The 19,507-nt window shown below is 57.2% G+C and carries 14 protein-coding genes; 2 read left to right on the forward strand and 12 right to left on the reverse strand.

Annotated features, from left to right (window positions below; translation table 11 throughout):
- Nucleotides 1-133: 133 nt before the first annotated feature.
- Nucleotides 134-2,563: a DUF3772 domain-containing protein gene (locus ACMHLI_RS06445; protein ID WP_413528724.1), complete on the forward strand. Its 2,430-nt coding sequence runs from the start codon at nt 134-136 to the stop codon at nt 2,561-2,563.
- Between the two features lie 640 nt (nt 2,564-3,203).
- Here the strand turns inward: ACMHLI_RS06445 and ACMHLI_RS06450 are convergent.
- From ACMHLI_RS06450 to ACMHLI_RS06490, 9 genes are all read right to left on the reverse strand, one after another.
- Nucleotides 3,204-6,344: an efflux RND transporter permease subunit gene (locus ACMHLI_RS06450; RefSeq protein ID WP_413528725.1), complete on the reverse strand. Its 3,141-nt coding sequence runs from the start codon at nt 6,342-6,344 to the stop codon at nt 3,204-3,206.
- The gene (locus tag ACMHLI_RS06455; protein WP_413528726.1) at nt 6,341-7,600 is read right to left on the reverse strand and encodes an efflux RND transporter periplasmic adaptor subunit; all 1,260 of its coding nucleotides are present in this window, start codon (nt 7,598-7,600) and stop codon (nt 6,341-6,343) included. The genes ACMHLI_RS06450 and ACMHLI_RS06455 overlap by 4 nt, the downstream gene beginning before the upstream one ends.
- On the reverse strand, nt 7,600-8,853 hold the full coding sequence (locus ACMHLI_RS06460; protein ID WP_413528727.1) for a TolC family protein: 1,254 nt from the start codon (nt 8,851-8,853) through the stop codon (nt 7,600-7,602). Before ACMHLI_RS06460 ends, ACMHLI_RS06455 begins: the two co-directional genes overlap by 1 nt.
- A gap of 14 nt (nt 8,854-8,867) precedes the next feature.
- Nucleotides 8,868-9,200, reverse strand: coding sequence for a copper-binding protein (locus ACMHLI_RS06465; RefSeq protein ID WP_413528728.1), 333 nt, complete (start codon nt 9,198-9,200; stop codon nt 8,868-8,870).
- 98 nt (nt 9,201-9,298) lie between these two features.
- Complete coding sequence (locus ACMHLI_RS06470) at nt 9,299-9,718, reverse strand: hypothetical protein (protein WP_413528729.1); 420 nt, start codon at nt 9,716-9,718, stop codon at nt 9,299-9,301.
- A gap of 166 nt (nt 9,719-9,884) precedes the next feature.
- Nucleotides 9,885-10,892, reverse strand: coding sequence for a magnesium/cobalt transporter CorA (corA, locus tag ACMHLI_RS06475; protein ID WP_413528730.1), 1,008 nt, complete (start codon nt 10,890-10,892; stop codon nt 9,885-9,887).
- A gap of 7 nt (nt 10,893-10,899) precedes the next feature.
- Nucleotides 10,900-12,468 (reverse strand): efflux transporter outer membrane subunit, encoded by a 1,569-nt coding sequence (locus ACMHLI_RS06480; protein ID WP_413528731.1) that lies wholly within the window; start codon nt 12,466-12,468, stop codon nt 10,900-10,902.
- A gap of 190 nt (nt 12,469-12,658) precedes the next feature.
- Nucleotides 12,659-14,227, reverse strand: coding sequence for a DHA2 family efflux MFS transporter permease subunit (locus ACMHLI_RS06485; protein ID WP_413528732.1), 1,569 nt, complete (start codon nt 14,225-14,227; stop codon nt 12,659-12,661).
- Nucleotides 14,224-15,411: an HlyD family secretion protein gene (locus ACMHLI_RS06490; protein WP_413528733.1), complete on the reverse strand. Its 1,188-nt coding sequence runs from the start codon at nt 15,409-15,411 to the stop codon at nt 14,224-14,226. The genes ACMHLI_RS06485 and ACMHLI_RS06490 overlap by 4 nt, the downstream gene beginning before the upstream one ends.
- 264 nt (nt 15,412-15,675) lie before the next feature.
- Here ACMHLI_RS06490 and ACMHLI_RS06495 point away from each other — a divergent pair, with 264 nt between their 5' ends.
- Nucleotides 15,676-16,587, forward strand: coding sequence for a cation diffusion facilitator family transporter (locus tag ACMHLI_RS06495; protein WP_413528734.1), 912 nt, complete (start codon nt 15,676-15,678; stop codon nt 16,585-16,587).
- Between the two features lie 74 nt (nt 16,588-16,661).
- Here ACMHLI_RS06495 and ACMHLI_RS06500 read toward each other — a convergent pair whose 3' ends face one another.
- From ACMHLI_RS06500 to ACMHLI_RS06510, 3 genes are read right to left on the reverse strand one after another with little or no spacing between them, the layout of a single operon-like run.
- Nucleotides 16,662-16,808 (reverse strand): DUF2474 domain-containing protein, encoded by a 147-nt coding sequence (locus tag ACMHLI_RS06500; RefSeq protein WP_413529014.1) that lies wholly within the window; start codon nt 16,806-16,808, stop codon nt 16,662-16,664.
- 39 nt (nt 16,809-16,847) lie between these two features.
- On the reverse strand, nt 16,848-17,855 hold the full coding sequence (cydB, locus tag ACMHLI_RS06505; RefSeq protein ID WP_413528735.1) for a cytochrome d ubiquinol oxidase subunit II: 1,008 nt from the start codon (nt 17,853-17,855) through the stop codon (nt 16,848-16,850).
- 1 nt (nt 17,856) lies between these two features.
- Complete coding sequence (locus ACMHLI_RS06510; RefSeq protein WP_413528736.1) at nt 17,857-19,281, reverse strand: cytochrome ubiquinol oxidase subunit I; 1,425 nt, start codon at nt 19,279-19,281, stop codon at nt 17,857-17,859.
- Nucleotides 19,282-19,507: the final 226 nt, after the last annotated feature.

Here is a 19,507-nt window from a genome sequence, read left to right on the forward strand (position 1 = left end):
CGCCTGCGTGCTGTCCGCTTAATTATCAACGCTGACAAACAGACAATCCCTACTACTTTTCCCACTAAGAACAGGTATTCTTAGCCGCAGAGTCAAAAACAATAATCCCCCGAACTTCCGGAACCCTTTTTCTATGCAAAAATTGTTAAGAATGCCGCTGTTACTGGCATTGTTGTCATGTCTGATGATGACCCCCGCGCTGAGTCAGGCTGATGAAGCGACCGGGCAACCGGCGGCGGCTCAACCGGTCAAAGTGAACGCCAGTACGGCGTTGCCTGCGCTGCAAAAACGCCTGGATCAGCTGAAACAACAGGTCTCGGCAGCCAAAACCGACAAGAAATTCACCGGCCTGAACGACGCCGCGCAAAAGCTCGCCGAAGATGCTGACAAACTGGCCGTGGCGCTGACCCCGCAGCTCGAAGAAGTGCAGGCGCAGCTGGACGTTCTCGGTCCGGCCCCGGCGGCAGGCACACTGACTGAAACGCCTCAGGTGGTCAGCCAGCGAAACAAGCTCAATAACAGCAAGACGCTCCTGACCACGCAGATCGAACAAACCAAAGGCATCGCGACCGGTGCGCGGAACCTGTCTTCCCAGATTTCCGGCATGCGCCGTGATGCGCTGAAAACCCAAATCGCACTTAATACCGGCAGCATTCTTGGCGGTAATTTCTGGTCACCGCTGATTACGCCTAATGATGACGATGCCGCGCGTTTCGATGATTTCGGTTCACAGGTGCATGACGCCTGGACGCAGGCATGGAGCGAAGACTGGCGGGTGGGCACCGGTATTTATCTGCTGCTGGCACTGGTGATTGGCCTGTTCGGACGCAAGACGCTGGATCGTCCGATGAACTGGATCCTGCCGCGCTGGTTGCCGCACGGGCGTTTTCGCCGCAGTTTCCTCGCGTGTTTTACCACGCTGAGCACCACTTTTACGCTGGGCATCAGCGTGCAGCTGCTTTGTTACATCTTCACGCGTCTGCCAGAGACCTCACAATGGGTGAATGAGTTTGCCGAACAACTGGTGGAGCTGACCTATTTCTCCGCAGTGATCGCCGGTCTGGGGATCGCGCTGCTGTCGAACAGCCATCCTTCATGGCGTTTGCCAGGCATTGCCGATCCGCTGGCGAAAACGCTGGGGTTATTCCCCGTCCTGCTGGCGTCCTTTATTTTCCTGTTCGGCATTATTGAACAGCTGAATAATCTGGTCGGGGCGAGCATTGCTGCCACTTTGTTTGGCAATGGCTTAGCGGCGTTGCTGGTGGCACTGAACTGTCTGATTGCGCCGGTTCGTGTGAACCGGATGCGCCGCAAAATGCGTGCTGAAGGAGAGCAGACGGAAGCACGTTCAACGATCGCCGGGCTTATCCATCTGCTGATCAGCCTGACGGCGTTCGTCATTCTTATCGCGCTGCTGATTGGTTACATTCCTCTGGCGCGTTTCGTGACCTTCGAACTGCTGTGGATCGGTCTGGTGGTCAGCAGCCTGTATCTGCTGATCCACTTCTGGGTGGATTTGTGTGAAAGCGTATTTTCCGACACCACGCACAGCGGCAAAATCCTTAAAGGCACGCTGAGCGTTAACGACCGTCATCTGTCGCTGGCTGCCACGCTGTTCTCGGCGATAGGTAAAACCGCACTGTTGCTGATGGCCGCGGTCGCGCTGCTCAACGGGACTTTCGGGACGACCACGCCGCTGGAATTGTTGAGTAAAATCGTCGACATTTGGGGCGGTAAAGGCCTGGAAAGCCTGAACATCATTCCGGCCCACGCCGTGAATGCCGTGCTCTGTCTGGTGGTTGGGTGGTACGTGCTGCGTTCGGCCAAACGCTGGCTGGACAATGATTTCCTGCCAAAAACCATGATGGATCGCGGCATGCGAGCCTCGCTGGTGACGCTGTTCACCAACGTGGGTTACGTGCTGATCATCATGCTGACGCTGTCGTCGTTGGGTATCGAGTGGAATAAACTGGCGTGGATCGTCAGCGCCTTATCGGTCGGTATCGGTTTTGGCTTGCAGGAAATTGTGAAGAACTTCATCTCCGGCCTGATCCTGCTGACCGAGCGTCCGGTGAAAGTGGGGGATTTGATCAGCATCAGCGGTGTGGAAGGGGATATTCGTCGGATCAACGTTCGCGCCACGGAAATTCAGCTCAGTGATAAATCCACGGTTATCGTCCCGAACTCGCAGCTGATTTCGCAGAACGTGCGTAACGCCACCATGGGTAACGCGCAGGGCGTGGCGACCATCGTGCTGACCTTCCCGCTAGACATCGATCCTGAACAGGTACGCACGCTGTTACTTGAAGCCTACAACCTGCACGAATCTATTCTGGAAAATCCGCCACCGTCTGTGAGTTTTAAAGAGCTGGGCCCGACCGGCATTGTGTTGAGTGTCACCGGCTACGTAAACAGCCCGCGTATGGTAGGTGGAACGCGCAGTGACTTGTTGTATGAAATTCTGAAAATGTTGCGGGCTGCGGAGATCAGTTTAAGTCAGACGCAGACGATGGTGCTGGAGCAGCCGCTAGCGCGGGTTACCGCGGCGGCGGAGGAATCGTAGTTTAAATTCAAAACCTTGGGCTGCCGCCCAAACCGGCCTTAAGGTCAACACCTTGGGCTGCCGCCCAAACCGGCCTTAAGAGGCGCCTATCGCCGCGCCTCTTAAGAATCTCCGGCTCTTTAAAACACGTGCCATGCATCCCGGCTCTGTTTCAGAAATTCCTCCTATTGCCGCAAAATCCCGCCGCTGCGCGGTACTCTCCGGTCGGGTTACAACCCGCGCAGAAAGCCGCGCGGTTTTCCACCTCTTCCTCCGGCGTGATTTTTGAAAGCAGCCACAGGCTTTGTAGGTCACAACTTCACCCGCTCGGATCATTTCAAAAAACCAAACACTTTGCTCAATCTATATTTGTTTTCAAAAATGGTGAGATGACGCGATCAAAAAATCCTGCTGAACGGAGCGGCTTCGAGACCTATGGCTCGAAGACCGAGTGAAGGCACCGCGCAGCGGCAGGGTTTTGCGCCACATGCGGGCGCTACAGAACATGTCCATCGACCCAGCGATAGCGCGTGTTTTAAAGAGCCTGGGGGGTCTTGGGGGGTGGCGGCGATAGGCCGCCCCCCAAGTCGGTGTGGGCCGACGCCCACGGTGTTGACCTTAAGGCCAGTTTGGGTGGCAACCCCAAGGTCTTGATGTTGATTCAACCCCGCCCGCCGGCACCCCCCCGATGCCGATGCATCAACAAATACACCGCCGGTACTACCAGCATCGACAGCAGCGGTGCACTCAGCATCCCGCCGATCATCGGCGCGGCGATACGCTGCATCACTTCCGAACCGGTACCTCCGCCCCACATGATCGGCAATAAACCGGCCATAATGGTTGCCACCGTCATGGCTTTTGGCCTGACGCGCAGCACCGCGCCGTGGTGAATGGCGTCGCACAATTCAGCTTCCGTCAGTTCGGTTTTGCCTTTCAGCTGGCGCTGCACCGCCTGATTCAGATACAGCACCATAATCACCCCGAATTCTGCCGCTACGCCAGCCAGCGCGATAAAACCTACGGCGGCAGCGACCGACAGATTGTAACTGAGCAGATACAGCAGCCAGACACCACCGGTGAGTGCGAAGGGCAGCGTCGCCATGATCAGCAACGCGTCCCTCACGCGACCGAAAGTGACGTACAGCAGCACGAAAATGATCGCCAGCGTAAATGGCAGAACGATTTTAAGCTTAGCCGTCGCGCGCTCCAGATATTCGAATTGCCCAGACCAGCTCACCGTCACGCCCTCCGGCAGTTTCACCTGCTGATTTACCGCCAGCTGCATCTCTTCGACGGCGGATTTCAAATCCCGGCCGCGCAGATCGACATAAATCCAGTCTGACAAACGGGCGTTTTCGCTTTTGAGCATCGGCGGGCCGTCGGTGACGTTTACCGTCGCCAGCACCGAGAGCGGCACCTGTGCGCCAGAGGCGGTCAGCACCGGTAAATCCCGCAGCGCCTGCACGTTGTCGCGCAACTCACGCGGATATCGAAGATTAATGGGATACCGCTCGCGGCCTTCCAGCGTTTCTCCGATATTTTCACCCCCCACCAGAGTGGAAACTAACGATTGCAACTCGGCAACCGTGACACCGTAACGTGCCGCCTCACGCCGGTTGATATCAATATCGACATAGCGCCCGCCCTGAAGTCGCTCCGCCAGCGCGGAGGTGACGCCCGGCACGGTTTTGACGATGTGCTCAATCTGCTGCGCCACGGCCTGGATTTGTGCAATGTTATTGCCATTCACCTTGATGCCGACCGGGCTTTTGATACCGGTCGCCAGCATATCCAGCCGGTTACGGATCGGCGGCACCCAGACGTTGGCAATACCCGGTAACTTCACCGCGTTATCCAGCTCGGTGATGATTTTGTCCGGTGTCATACCTGGCCGCCACTGGTCACGCGGTTTAAAGCGGATGGTGGTTTCAATCATGGTGAGCGGCGCGGGATCGGTGGCGCTGTCAGCGCGGCCGGCTTTACCAAATACGCTGGCGACTTCAGGCACGGTTTTGATCAGACGATCGGTTTGCTGTAACAGGCGCGCGGCTTCGCGGGCGGAAATACCCGGCAGCGTGGACGGCATATACAGCAAATCCCCTTCGTCGAGCGCGGGCATAAATTCGCTGCCGAGCTTTGCCAGCGGATACAGCGAGACCAGCAGGAACAGACCGCTGAAGAGCAGCGTAGTTTTCGGGTATTTCAGCACCGCTGAAAGCACCGGCTGATAGGCTGCAATGAGCCAGCGGTTGATTGGGCTGGCGTTTTCATCAGGAATTTTCCCGCGAATGAAATAGCCCATCAGCACCGGCACCAGCGTGATCCCAAGCCCGGCGGAAACCGCCATCGCGTAGGTCTTGGTGAACGCCAGCGGTGAGAACATCCGGCCTTCCTGCGCTTCCAGTGAAAACACCGGAATAAACGACAGCGTGATGATAAGCAAACTGCAAAACAGCGCCGGACCGACTTCCGTAGCGGCGCGCTCCGACACCTGCCAGTAATCGGCAGATGTCGGCTTTTGCCCCGGATGGTCGTGCCGCCATTGTTCGAGCACTTTGTGCATATTCTCGATCATCACAATCGCCGCATCGACCATCGCACCGATGGCAATGGCAATACCACCCAGCGACATAATGTTGGCGCTGACGCCCTGATAATGCATAACGATGAACGCGCCCAGAATGCCGAGCGGCAGGGTGATGATCGCCACCAGCGCCGAGCGGAAGTGGAACAGGAACAGCGCGCAGACCACGGCTACCACCGCAAATTCTTCAAGCAGTTTATGTGACAACGTCACGATGGCGCTTTCGATCAGCGGCTGACGGTCGTAGACCGGCACAATTTCCACTCCGGCGGGAAGCGTGCGCGCCAGGGCATTCAGCCGCCGTTTCACCGCTTTCAGCGTTTCCAGCGCGTTCTTACCCGAGCGCATCACAATCACGCCGCCGGCAACTTCGCCTTCACCGTTCAGCTCCGCCACGCCGCGCCGCAGTTCGGGGCCGGTGCGAACGGTGGCGACGTCAGACAGCAGCACCGGAATGCCGCCGCTGGCCGTCACCACCACGTTGTTAAAATCCTCAAGATTTTTCAGATAACCGGAGGTGCGCACCATGTATTCGGCTTCACCCATCTCCAGCAGCGAGCCGCTGCTTTCCTGATTGGCGCTTTGCAAGGCTGACACCAGCTGCTGATGGGTGACGCCACGGGCGCGCATCCGCTGCGGATCGGCGACCACCTGATACTGGCGTACCATACCGCCAATGCTGGCGACTTCCGACACATTGGGTACGGTTTTCAGATCATAGCGCAGCGTCCAGTCCTGCAACGCGCGCAGCTGTTCCAGACTGTGTTTACCGGTTTTATCGACTAACACGTATTCGTAAATCCAGCCGACGCCGGTGGCATCCGGCCCGAGCGACGCTTTGGCACCGGCCGGTAGCGTGGATTGCACCTGACTGAGGTATTCCAGCACCCGCGACCGCGCCCAGTAAGGATCGGTACCGTCGTCGAACAGCACGTAAACATAAGCGTCGCCAAACATCGAAAAGCCGCGCACGGTTTTGGCGCCCGGAACGGAGAGCAGCGTGGTGGTGAGCGGATAAGTCACCTGATCTTCAATGATTTGCGGTGCTTTACCGGGATAACTGACGCGCACGATCACCTGCACGTCGGACAAATCCGGCAGGGCATCGAGCGGTGCTTTCTGCAAAGACCAGATGCCCCAGACGGCCATCATCAGCGCGGCCAGTAAGACCAGCAGCCGGTTGCGCAGCGACCAGCGGATCACGAAAGCAATCATAAATGACCTCCGTGCGCAGGGACGTTTTGCCCGGAGGCGGCTGGCTCAGAAGCGGAAGCCGCAGGCAGCGCGCTGCGCAGGCTGGCTTCGGAGTCGATCAGGAACTGTCCGGAGGTCACCACTTTCTGGCCCTCTTCAAGGCCGGAAAGGATCTGCGTCCAGCCATCGCGCGTCGCGCCGATATTTACCTCCTGCGGCGTGAAATGCCCGTTGCCGTCGTCGAGCAGCACGGTGTTCCGGCTGCCGGTTTGGATCAGCGCTTCCTGCGCAATAGCCAGCACCGGTGCTTGTTGCCCGGCGGCCAGCGTGAGAGTGAGATACATGCCAGGGCGCAGTTTTTGCTGCGGATTATCCATCACCACGCGGGCTTTCAGCGTGCGGCTGACCGGATCGACATCCGGCAGCAGTTCACTGACCGTGCCATGAAAGAGATCCCCCGGCTGGCTTTCTGTTCCGGCGGTAACGGTACTTCCCGCATGAACCTGACTGGCGGCCGACGGCGGATAATCCATTACGATCCACACCTGTTTCAGGCTGGTCAGTTCGAACAGCGGCTGGGTGGCGCTGACCTGCGCGCCTTCACGCACGCTCAGCAGGCTCAGGTAACCGTCTTCCGGCGCGGTAATGTCGATACGGGTTTGCGGTTGGCCGGTGCTGTCCAGGCGTTTAAGTACGTCTTCCGGCATAAACTGTAACGCCAGCCGCTGACGGGCGGCGGCGCTCAGGGCGTGATCGCCGAGCTGATGTACGGCCAGATATTCCTGCTGCGCGGCAGTCCAGTCGGGGATCCACAGCGTTGCCAGTTTCTGACCTTTCTTCACCTGCTGCTGGCTGGCCGCGACGTAGAGTTTTTCCACCAGACCGCTGGCGCGGGCGGCGACGGTGCGCAAGCTGCGTTCGTCGGCGGTAACCGTGCCATACACGTTCAGCGGCGCAGAGATTACGCGGCGTTGCACGGCTTCGCTGCGCATTCCCAGGTTTTGCTGCTGGCGCGCGCTGACCGTCACGCCGGCGTCGTCGGTTACTTCATCGGCGTAACGCGGCATCAGATCCATGTCCATAAACGGGGATTTACCGGGCTTGTCAAAGCGCTGATCCGGCGTCATCGGGTCATACCAGTACAGCACTTTGCGTCCGGCGGGCGCGTCGGCGCTATGTGCCGCAGCGGGCTGGCTGTGACGCCCGAGAAGATAACCGGCGGCGAGGGCAGCCGCGATGGCCACGGCCAGCAGGCTGTAAGTTTTAGCAGAGGTCATCAGTGATTCTCCTGTGGCGCAAGATAGCGCAGGGCCACCCAGTAGCGGGCAACCTCAAGTTCGGCATTGCGCTCTGCCAGCTGGCTGTCGAGCAGGCTACGGCGGGCATCAAGAACATCATTCAGGCTGCTTTTTCCGGCGCTGTACTGCGCCTGAATCACGCTGATGCGCTGTTGCTGCAACGGCACGACGTCATTTTTTTGCCGCTGCCACAGGGTGCTGGCCGCCTGATACTGCGCGATAAGCGTGGTCAGCTGCGCCTGATGATCCCGTACCAGCTGCGCCAGCCGGTCGTTACTTTCCATAGCCATCGATTGATCGGCGGCGTGGTCTTTGTCCTGCCGGGAGGCGGTAAACAGCGGCAAATCGACGGTAAACATCACGCCCGCCATATCGTCATAGTCATCGGCACGGTGCGCGTAATACACCTCAACGCCGACGTCGGGCAGTGCGGCAATCGCTGATTCCGACGATTTCGATTGTGCGACTTCCGCCTCGCGCCGCGCCTGCAGGATTTCCGGATGCTGATCAACGCTGTCTGCCCGCTGAACTTCCGCCGGTAGCGCGCCGACCGGCGGAACAGCGCCGTTGATTTCCGGCTTGTCGATGCCTGTCAGCTGGCTCAGGCGGGTGCGCGCCAGCTGGACGTCGCGCTGCGCTTCGGTGAGTTTGTCCTGCATGCCGATGAGCGTCAGGCGCGCGTCGAGCACCGAGGCAGGCAGGGCGCTGCCGCTGCTGACCCCGCCGCGCTGCACGCCAATTTGCCGCTGGCTTTCATCCACCAGCCTGCGGATTTGCAGAATGTTCTGCTCGCCAATCGCCAGCGCCATCCAGGCCAGCGCGGCGTCCCTTTGCAGACGGGCACGGATACTTTGCGTGGAAGCCGCCACCTGCCGCGATTCAGCGCGCAAGGTATCGGCTTTCCGCTCGCGCTTACTGCTACTGACGTAATCCTGCATGATGCCGATGCGTTGCATGGTCATGCCTTCGCGGGTAAAACGGCGGTCGTTGTTGCCGCCGACCGGCAGGTTTTCGATACCAAATTTCAGCTTCGGATCCGGCAACTGCATGGCCGAATCGGCGCGGTTATCCAGCGCATTAATCTGATGGCGGCTGGCGGAAAGCTCGGCGGAATAATCCTGCGCGGCGACCAGCGCCTGCGGCAGAGAAACCGGTGTGGCAATGGCGCTGACGGGCATAAAAGCCAGCAGCCATTGCCACGTCACCAGGGGGTGACGCGGTAAAATAAACATGGTGAATCTCCCGGTCAGCGTGTCAGCGGCGTCAGCGTCTGTAACTGATAAGCGGACTCAGTTTTGACAAAGGTGAACGCCACCGGCGTGCCAGCGGGGAGGGCGTTGGGGCTGATTTCGGGCGGCAGACGGAAATTCATGGTCATCGCCGGCCATTTCAGTGCCGGGATGGCGTGATGAGAAATACCGACGCGGTCGGACTGCCATTGGGTAATCACCCCTTCGGAACCATACGTTTGCAGGTTTTGCATCGCCATGTGGTCGTGTGCCATTGGCATGGCATCGGCAAGAGAATAAGAAGATATAAAGAAAAGACTAAACAATAATGATGTAAATAAAATACGCATGGGAAATACTCCAACTGTCGTTAGATGAAAAATGACATTATTTTGATAAATAAATTTCATTTAATGCGGATGCAGAAAAACATCCGTGACAGCGGGACTTATTCTCTAAATCGACAGAACCGGACTTCGGCAGGGGGGGCGGTGACAGGCGGGGCGATCCAGTCGGCGGTGGTGACGGCGGTACGCGCATCCACGGTGGTCAGGGCGAGTGCTTGCACGACGGGCAACGCCAGCAGCGGTAAGGAACTGCCGTCGGACTGGGTTCTTTCCGGTACGCAATGCTTCTCGCACAGCACCGACTGACTCTGCATATGCTCCGTTGAATCAGGCATTTGCATGAATTCGTTGTGCTGCATCTGCGTATTTTCCACCGGCGGACGCATGTCACACTGATGGCTGGCGAGCGCCAGTTGGGCATTCAGCATGAGCCAGCATAATGCGAACAGCAACGCACTGACCCGCTTGCCGGGCAAGCGCAGTGAATGCATAAACTGTGAAATCGCGAAGCGGACTGACATGGCTGAAATATTTTCCGTCGGGAAAGATGCGGATGAGTATATAAGGAATGGAGGGGAGCAGGGAAGCGAAAATATAATAAAGACGGGTTTACATTGTCAGGAAAATTAAAGGCAGCGAATAACAGATGAATATGTTATTCGCTTGTGAACGTTATTCGATGATTATTTATAACCAGCCGGACTTTTTCAACTTCCAGTACAACCACACGCAGCCGACAAAGGTCACGCCGAGCGTCACCGGATACCCCCACCAGTCATCCAGCTCCGGCATGTTTTTAAAGTTCATGCCGTACAGGCTGAAGACCACGGTCGGGATCGCCAGAATTGCCCCCCAGCCCGCCAGCCGCTGCACCACTTCGTTCTGATGTACCGACACCAGCGCCAGATTCACATGCATGGCGTTGGAGAGCATTTCGCGCATGTCGTCAGTGGTTTTGATCACCTGATTAGCGTGGTCCTGCACGTCGCGGATATAGGCGCGCAGGCCTTTTGGCACCAGTTCTTCGTAATGATGGCTGAGCTGGTTACAAATATCTTCCATTGGCACAGCGGAGTTACGCAGTGACAGCAAATCGCGACGCAGCTTGTACACCTGCTGCACCGCCTGCTGGTTGAAGGTGTTCTGGAACATCAGCTTTTCAATGGCATCAAACTCTTCGGTGTACTGGTGCAGAATTTCCAGATAGTTATCGACGATGGAGTCCAGAATGCAGTACAGCGCGTAGGCCGGGCCTTTTACCAGCATGTCCGGGCGTTCTTCGGCGTGATTGCGCACCTGCAAATAGCTCGACGATGCGCCGTGGCGGATGGTTATCAGGAAGTTTTTACCGAGAAACATGTGCGTTTCGCCGTACTCGATGGTTTCCTTCACCTTCTGCGCGGTGTGCGCGACGATAAACAACGACTCGCCGTACTGCTCGATTTTGGGCCGCTGGTGGGCGGTCAGTGCATCTTCAATTGCCAGGTCATGCAGGCCAAATTCCTCCTGAACGCTGCGCATGTAGCTGTCTTCCGGCTGCCACAGCCCAAGCCAGACAAAAGTGTCCGGCTCTTTCAACACTTCGCTGATGTCCTCAACGGTCACATCCTGCAACCGCTTGCCGTCGCGATAGGCAACGCTGTTGATCACTGAATCGCAGCTGGGCTTTTTCTCTTCTGTTGCAATATCGTTCATGCTGCGGTTATTCCCCGGCTGTGGTTTTTATTTTTACGCCCGGCGTCGCCGCCGGGCCAAACACGGTGTAGGTCGGTAAATCCACGTTCTGATACGGTTCCCAGCCGCCGCCCAATGCTTTGTACAGCGAGACCAGATCGGTGCTGGTTTTCACTTTCGCTTCGGCGGATTGCTGATGCGCCTGCGCCAGCTGGCGCTGGGCATCAAGCACGTTGATAAAGGTCGAGAGCCCCTGACGATAGCTGTCGCTCGCCAGATCAAATGCCGTCTGCAAGGCTTCGGTGGTTTGATCCAGTCCGCTGACCTGATCCTGATCGGTACGGTAGCTGACCAGCGCATTATCCACATCCTGCAAGGCGGTCAGCACCGTCTGGCGATAGTTCAGTGCGGCGTTGGCCTGCTGGGCGCGGGAGAGATGCACGCTGGACACCAGCCGTCCGCCCTGGAAGATCGGTACGGTGACGGAAGGGCCGACGGAGTAAAAATGGCTGCTCCAGTTATCGAGGTAGCTGGCGTCGGTGTTACGCATACCAAACTGGCCGGTGAGCGAGATGCTCGGGAACAATTGCGCAACCGAGACGCCGATATTGGCCGTCGCGGCATGCAGATCTGCTTCGGCTTTGCGTACGTCCGGACGACGGCGCGCCAGCTGCGAAGGCACGCCAACCGGCACGGCGGCGGGCAGCGTAGGCATCGGTTTCGGCGCGGCAAGTTCGCCATCGAGCGAACCCGGCGTCTGGCCAAGCAATACTGCCAGCCCGTTCATCGCCTGACGCTCCTGCGCCTGATACTGCGGCAACTGGGCGCGCAGTGACCCTAACTGGGCACGGGCGTTTTCTACGTCGAGCTGTGGCGAAAGACCGTTTTGCTGACGGTTTTGCGTCAGATCCAGCGTCTGCTGCGCGACGTCGATCTGTGTTTGAATCGACGCGGTAATACTTTGCGCACCGCGCAGTTGCAGATAAGCGCGGGCTACTTCGGCCTCCAGCGAGACCAGCGCATCGTTACGCTGCTCGACAGAGGACTGGGTCTGCGCATTGGCGGCTTCCACCTGACGACGGGTGCCGCCGAACAGATCCAGCTCCCAGCTGGCGTCGAAACTTCCCTGATACAAATCCACCGGCCGCGTGGCGGTGTCGATAGCTCCCGAGGCTTCCGGGCTGAGATCGTTAAGCTGCGAAGAAGCACCGCTGGAATCCAGAATACCTTTCAGGCCGAGCTGCTGCCGGGTGACTTTGGCGTTGCCCTGTACCGACGGCAGCCACGCGCCTTTGGCCTGTGTCACCTGTTCGCGCGCGCCGGCGATGCGTAACACCGCCTGTTGCAGGGAGATATTCCCGGCAATAGCGCGGGTCACCAGACTGTCGAGTTGCGGATCGTTAAAGGCTTTCCACCACAGCGGATTTGGCTCGGAAGGCAGTGCCACTGAGGCGCCGTCGGCGTCTTTTGGCTTGCTAAGATCGTTAAATGCTCCCGGCGTCGCGGTCTGAGGTTTCTGATAGTCCGGGCCAACGGAGCAGGCGGTGAGGGCAAGAGTCAGGGCTGAAAAAGCCAGTAAACGGGAGCCGGTATGCAATACCCCCTCCCAGCCTCCAACTTCACAGGGGGAGGCGCGAAATGCCGAACTGCTCTCGCGGGAAATGCAGAATGACGGAGCGCTCCCTCCCCTGCGAAGGGGAGGGTTGGGGTGGGGTATAGCCGATTTCCCCCAAACTATAATTTGCAACAATGAGGTGTTTTTCTCTAACTTCCGGGTCGTATTCAACTTAGTGTGCTCCGGCATTACCTTCGCTCTTAACTGGCGAAAGCAGGAAACAAAATGGGATCAAAATAACGGCGACGATTGCGCAATAGCCGAACACATCGATGTAGGCCAGAATGCGCGACTGCGACACCATCTCCTGATACATCCGCGCGGTGGCAAGCTGCATCGGGTCGCCCAGCACATGGGCGAAATCGCGGATAGCGGCGGCGCTTTTGGTCACGGCCTGATTAAACTGTTCGTTGAGCGGCGACATGTTGTGCACCATGTGCGCGCTGTGCGCCTGCGTTCGCTCGGTCACTCCGGCGGTCGCCAGCGAAATGCCAATCGATCCGGCGACGTTACGGAACATGGTGAACAGCGCGGCGGCATCGGCGTTCATGCGCTGCGGAATAGTGATAAACGCGATGGTGGTCAGCGGCACAAACAGGAACCCGAGGCCGATTGACTGCGCGCTGCGAAACAGCACCAGCGTTTCGAAATCAACGTTTGGCGTCAGCCGCGCCGAAAAGATGAACGACGCAGCCAGCAGGAAGAACCCGAAGGCGATGATATAACGCGTCTGAATAATCGGCATCAGTTTCAGCACCAGCGGGATCGACAGCACGATCAGTATCGCGCCGGGCGACATCACCAGCCCCGAAAGTGTTGCGGTATAACCCAGCTGTTGCTGCGCCAGCTGCGGGATCACCACCGAGCTGCCATAGAGAATCATCGCCATACCGGCCATCAGCAATCCGGCTACTGCAAAGTTCTTATCCTTCAGACAGCGCAGGTCGACCACGGGCTTTTTGGCGTACAGCAGCCAGTAAATTGCCCCGATGATCCCGGTCGCCGCCAGTACCGCGAAAGTGACGATAAAGCCGGATTTAAACCAGTCATCGTCCTCGCCGCGGTCCATCATCACCTGCAAACAGCCCAGCCCCAGCGCAATCAGCCCGATACCGATGTAATCAATACTCAGTTTACCTTTGGCTTTACGCTCCCACGGCGGGTCTTCCAGCAGTTGATAAATCGCCAGCAGGGCAATAATTCCCACCGGAATGTTGATCAAAAACACCCAGCGCCAGCTGAAGTGGTCGGTGATGTAACCGCCGAGCGTCGGGCCGACTACCGGTGCCACGATGATGGCAATCGAAGAGAGCCCAAACGCCTTACCGCGATCGGCCGGTTTGAAGTAATCAAGCAGCACCGATTGTTGGATCGGCTGCAAACCGCCGCCGAAGAAGCCCTGCAAAATGCGGAACAAAATCATTTGCCACAGTTCGGTGGCGATCCCGCACAGGAATGAACAGACGGTGAACATCCCGATACAAATCAGGAAGTACGTTTTACGCCCCATCACGCGGCTAAGGAATGCGGAAATCGGCAAAACGATGCCGTTGGCGACTAAGTAGGAGGTCAGTACCCATGTCGATTCGTCGTAGCTTGAGGAGAGCGAACCGGCGACGTGCGGCAGCGCCACGTTGACTATCGTGGTGTCCAGAATTTCCATGAACACCGCGATGGTGACAACGGCAGCAACCGCCCAGGGATTAGCCTTGGGTTTCCAGTAACTGCGGTCTTCGGTCATTCGACGGTCACCGTCGGATCAACAGACAGGCCGAGTGGCAGAGGTTGTTTCGGATCCAGACCACTGTCGATGACGATTTTGACCGGCACGCGCTGAACGATTTTCACGTAGTTACCGGTGGCGTTTTCCGCCGGGAAAGCTGAGAAGCGTGAGCCGGTACCCTGCTGAACGCTGTCAACGTGGCCCTGCAATTTGATATCGGGATAAGCATCCACGGTGATTTCAACTTTATTGCCCGGACGCATGCGCTCAAGCTGAGATTCTTTAAAGTTAGCCGCCACCCAGATGTCTTTAGAAACCACCGAGAACAATGACGAACCGGCCTGCACCAGCGTGCCGAGCTGCACATTTCGCTTGGTGACGTAGCCGTCGAACGGTGCGCGCACCTGCGCATAAGACAGGTTAAGCGTGGCGCTTTCCAGCTGAGCTTTCGCCTGTTCAACCTGTTGCTGACGGGCTTCGACGTTGGTTTCGGCCTGACGGATTTGCAGCTGAACCTGAGCGGCAACCTGCACCTGCGCTTTGGCATTCTCTAAATCTGCCGCCGCAGAACGCACCTGCGCATTAGAGGAGTCGATATTCTGTTGCGTGGTGGCACGCGGATCGACGCCGCGCTGACGGCGGAAATCGGCGGTGGCATTCATCAGGCTGGCTTCGGCGCGCGTTTGCTGCGCTTTGGCCTGCGCGAGCTGTGCGGGATATTGTACTTTTGCCAGATCAAACTGAACCTGCGCCTGATGGAGTTGTGCGACGGCCAGCCCGAGCTGAGCCTGCGCCTGATCGCGCTGCGCGGTGGCGTCACGCGGATCAATTTCCACCAGCAGATCGCCTTTTTTGACGAACTGGTTATCTTTCACCGACAGGCTGGTCACGTACCCGGCGATTTTCGGCGCAATGGTGACGGCATCGCCTTCGATAAAGGCATCATCAGTGTTGACCTGATCTTTGGTCATCAGCCACCAGACCAGCGCGACAATCAGCATGATCACCACGACAATTCCGAGAATAATCAGCGGTTTTTTACCGGGACCTTTCCCTTTTGCCTCCGACTCATCGCTGTCTTTAGCGTCTTTTTCGTTGTCAGGATCTTTGCTGTGGCCTTCTCCCGATTTAATCTGGCTGGAATCATATTCAGTGTGTGCGTCATCCGACGCGGAAGATTGTGGCTGGTTATCGTTTGTCATAATGCTCTTCTGATTATCGGCGGGGCTGACCGGAACAAGGAAATCTTGTTTTAACCTAGAGTGTATTGATGTAAATGCAAGTAAATATAGGTCAATAAACCTCAGTGAGGGCACGAAGATCCAAACCATAGGGAAGCTCCGAAAACGTCAAAAGGATGTATAATGCAGGGCTGGTATTTGTATTTTTCAAAATAAAGTTGATTCTCTGCTTCAGGAACTTCCTGTGATGACTTCCCAAACTGCTGTACTTCCGTGGGGCAAACTATGAGCCGTCCTGCACCTTCTTATAAAGGACTGACACGTATTGCGTCGCTGGTGTCGCTGTGCGTGGCGCTGATTCTGGTCTGCGTAAAAGTGTGGGCCTGGGCGGCGACCGGCTCGATTGCGTTGCTTACCTCGGCGGCTGATGGCCTGGTGGACGTGCTGGCATCGATGGTGACGCTGATTGGCGTACGCTACGCGCTGCGCCCGGCGGATAAGGGTCACCGGTATGGTCACGGCAAGGCTGAGGCCGTGGCGGCGTTTGTACAGGCACTGCTGCTGGGCGCGGCGGGGCTGGTGCTCGGCGGCGAATCCATCGGCCGTATCATTAATCCGCAACCGCTGGCGCAGCTTGGTTTAGGCATCTGGGTCATTATCGGCAGCTCGATTGCCGCGACCGGTTTGGTGCTGATGCAAACTTACGTCGTGAAACGCACTGGCTCGACGGCCATCGCCGCTGACCGTGCGCATTACATCACGGATGTCGCGGTGAATATCGCGGTGCTGGTGGCGTTGATCCTCGAGCGTCATCTCGGCTGGACCCGTTCGGACTCCATCGGTGCACTGCTGATTTCCTTTTATATGATCTGGAACGCGCGCGGCATGGCGGCGGATGCGCTCAAGCAGTTGCTGGACCGCGAACTGGATATTGTGGATCGCAAACGGGTGAAGGCGGCGGTGTTGAGCGTTGAGGGCGTGCGCGGCGTGCATGATATCCGCACCCGTAACGGTGGTGACCGCGTATTCGTCGAGTTCCACGTTGAAGTTGACGGTGCGTTATCGGTCGATATCGGCCATGAAATTGGCGACGCCGCTGAAATGGCGGTCAGTAAACTGTTTAAATCCGCTGACGTTACTGCCCATCTTGAACCTGACGGCATCGACGATGACCGGCTGGATAACGTGCTGCTCTGATTCACTCTGTGCCTCACTGAAAACAAAAACCTCCGCCAGTGATGACGGAGGTTTTTTTATCTTACGAATTTCACTCAGTGCGTGCGCATACCCGCTGCCGCCATCAGCAGCTTAAACACAGAGGCAACGGCAAACAGCGCCAGCACGCTGCAAAGCCAGATCATCGCCATCCAGCCGACGCGTTTCCAGAACGGTTGTTTGATGACGGTATCCTGGTCCATTTCTCTGATCAGCTTTTTCATTTTTTCACCTCGCTTTCATCAATGATAGCCCTGATCCGGCGTCACTTTTCCGCGGAATACGTAATAGCTCCAGAAGGTATAGACCAGAATAATAGGAATGATAAACAGCGCGCCAACCAGCATAAAGCCCTGACTCTGCGGCGGTGACGCGGCTTCCCAGATGGATATCGATGGCGGGATAATGTTCGGCCAGATGCTGATCCCAAGGCCGGTATAACCGAGAAATACCAGCGCCAGCGTCAGCAGAAACGGCGTGTGGTGAGCCTGACGGTTTACTGCCCGCAGCATCCATACCGAGACCAGCACGACCAGCACCGGCACCGGCAGGAACCAGAAAAGATTTGGCCGTGTGAACCAGCGATCGGCGATGTCGCCATGCGTCAGCGGCGTCCAGATGCTGATAATCGCGAGCACCGCCAGCAGGGTGAACAGCAGCGGTTTGACGCGGCTGTGCATATTCTCCTGCAACGCGCCTTCGGTTTTCATGATAAGCCAGGTACAGCCAAGCAGGGCGTAAGCGACCACCAGACCCAGTCCGCAGAACAGATTGAACGGCGTCAGCCAGTCCAGCGCGCCGCCCGCGTAAGCACGATTGACCACCGGAATGCCGCTTATCACCGCTCCCAGCACCACGCCCTGACAGAACGTCGCCAGCACCGAGCCGCCGATAAATGATTTATCCCACACATGGCGTTTCTCCGCGCTGGCCTTGAAGCGAAACTCAAACGCCACGCCGCGAAAAATCAGGCCGAACAGCATCAGCGTCAGCGGGATCGCCAGCGCGTCCAGAATCACCGAATAGGCCAGCGGAAACGCGCCGAACAGCCCCGCACCGCCGAGCACCAGCCAGGTTTCATTACCGTCCCAGACCGGGGCGACGGTGTTCATCATCACGTCACGCTCATGTTCTTCTTTGACCAGCGGAAACAGCAGGCCGATCCCCAGATCGAAACCGTCCATCACTACGTACATCATCACGCCAAAGACGATGATCAAAAACCAAATCAGCGGCAGATCGATACCCATATCAGACTCCTTTACCTTCATCGTCGAGCGATTCTTTGATGGCCGAGAGCGGACGCGCCGGTGTGCGATGCTGCCCCGGACCGCCGTGCTCACTGCTTTGTCCTTCATGCGGCTGCGGGCCTTTGCGGATCAGTTTCATCATGTAGATGTAGCCCACGCCGAACACTGATGAGTAAATCACCACAAACAGCAGCAGGCTGATGCTCATCTGCATCGCCCCGTGATTCGATACGGCATCTTTGGTGCGCAGCAGGCCGTATACCACCCACGGTTGCCGCCCGATTTCTGTGGTAAACCAGCCCGCCAGCAACGCGATAAGCCCTGAAGGCCCCATCCATAAGGCAAAATGCAGGAAGGCTCTGTTCTCATACAAATTGCCGCGCCAGCGCAGATACAGGCTCCACAGACCCAGCACGATCATCAGCATTCCCAGTCCGGCCATGATGCGGAAGGTATAAAAGATGATGGTTGAGTTCGGGCGATCTTCTTTCGGGAAGGACTTCAGCGCCGGAATTTGCTGCGACAGGCTGTGGGTCAGGATCAGGCTGCCGAGATAGGGGATTTCGAGGGCATAACGGGTTTCCTCGCGGTTCATGTCCGGATAACCAAACAGGATCAGCGGCGTCGGTTCGCTGTCTTTATTCTCCCAGTGGCCTTCAATGGCGGCGATTTTAGCGGGCTGGTATTTAAGCGTGTTCAGCCCGTGTGCGTCGCCAAGAAACGCCTGGATCGGCGAGACGATCAGCGCCATCCACATCGCCATTGACAGCATGGTGCGCATCGCCGGCGTATTGCGCCCTTTCAGCAGATGCCAGGCGGCAGACGCGCCGACAAAGAACGCCGAAGACAGGAACGCGGCGGTGGTCATGTGCAGCAGCCGGTAGGGGAAGGATGGATTGAAAATCACCTTAAACCAGTCTACCGGGATCACCTGATTATTAACGATTTCATAACCCTGCGGCGTGTGCATCCAGCTGTTGGACGCGAGGATCCAGAACGTCGACATCAGCGTCCCGAGGGCCACCATACAGGTTGCGAAGAAGTGTAGCCCGGGGCCGACGCGGTTCCAGCCGAACAGCATTACGCCGAGAAAACCGGCTTCGAGGAAGAAGGCGGTGAGCACTTCATAAGTCAGCAGCGGGCCGGTAATACTGCCCGCGAACGAGGAGAAAAAGCTCCAGTTAGTGCCGAACTGGTAAGCCATCACCAGCCCGGAAACCACGCCCATCCCGAAGTTTACGGCAAAAATTTTCGACCAGAAGTGGTAAAGATCGCGATATTCCTCTTTCCTGGTTTTCAGCCACATCCCTTCGAGCACGGCCAGAAAACTGGCCAGCCCGATGGTGATAGCCGGAAATATAATGTGGAATGAAACGGTGAAGGCGAACTGTATACGTGCCAGCTCAAAGGCATCCAGACCAAACATAAAACCTCTTTTTTTGCAGGTGAGCCCTTTAACCAATCATAGGTGGTAGAACCAGGATGGTTAAAATTTATTCAAAATAGGGAATTTAATAAGGGGAGAGATTGAAACATGGAGAGGGGTTGTATAACAGATACAGTATGGTGATGAATATATATAACAGTTTGGATGGCTCGCCAACTTTTGGACTCGCGTCTTTTTCCACTTCTTCCTCCGGCGTGATTTTTGA

This window comes from Rahnella inusitata (assembly GCF_965118895.1).
Taxonomy (GTDB): domain Bacteria; phylum Pseudomonadota; class Gammaproteobacteria; order Enterobacterales; family Enterobacteriaceae; genus Rahnella; species Rahnella inusitata_A.

Coding starts and splice junctions, on each gene's coding strand:
- ACMHLI_RS06445 (WP_413528724.1), top strand. CDS start 134: ATGCAAAAATTGTTAAGAATGCCGCTGTTACTGGCATTGTTGTCATGT.
- ACMHLI_RS06450 (WP_413528725.1), bottom strand. CDS start 6,344: ATGATTGCTTTCGTGATCCGCTGGTCGCTGCGCAACCGGCTGCTGGTC.
- ACMHLI_RS06455 (WP_413528726.1), bottom strand. CDS start 7,600: ATGACCTCTGCTAAAACTTACAGCCTGCTGGCCGTGGCCATCGCGGCT.
- ACMHLI_RS06460 (WP_413528727.1), bottom strand. CDS start 8,853: ATGTTTATTTTACCGCGTCACCCCCTGGTGACGTGGCAATGGCTGCTG.
- ACMHLI_RS06465 (WP_413528728.1), bottom strand. CDS start 9,200: ATGCGTATTTTATTTACATCATTATTGTTTAGTCTTTTCTTTATATCT.
- ACMHLI_RS06470 (WP_413528729.1), bottom strand. CDS start 9,718: ATGTCAGTCCGCTTCGCGATTTCACAGTTTATGCATTCACTGCGCTTG.
- corA (WP_413528730.1), bottom strand. CDS start 10,892: ATGAACGATATTGCAACAGAAGAGAAAAAGCCCAGCTGCGATTCAGTG.
- ACMHLI_RS06485 (WP_413528732.1), bottom strand. CDS start 14,227: ATGACCGAAGACCGCAGTTACTGGAAACCCAAGGCTAATCCCTGGGCG.
- ACMHLI_RS06490 (WP_413528733.1), bottom strand. CDS start 15,411: ATGACAAACGATAACCAGCCACAATCTTCCGCGTCGGATGACGCACAC.
- ACMHLI_RS06495 (WP_413528734.1), top strand. CDS start 15,676: ATGAGCCGTCCTGCACCTTCTTATAAAGGACTGACACGTATTGCGTCG.
- ACMHLI_RS06500 (WP_413529014.1), bottom strand. CDS start 16,808: ATGGACCAGGATACCGTCATCAAACAACCGTTCTGGAAACGCGTCGGC.
- cydB (WP_413528735.1), bottom strand. CDS start 17,855: ATGGGTATCGATCTGCCGCTGATTTGGTTTTTGATCATCGTCTTTGGC.
- ACMHLI_RS06510 (WP_413528736.1), bottom strand. CDS start 19,281: ATGTTTGGTCTGGATGCCTTTGAGCTGGCACGTATACAGTTCGCCTTC.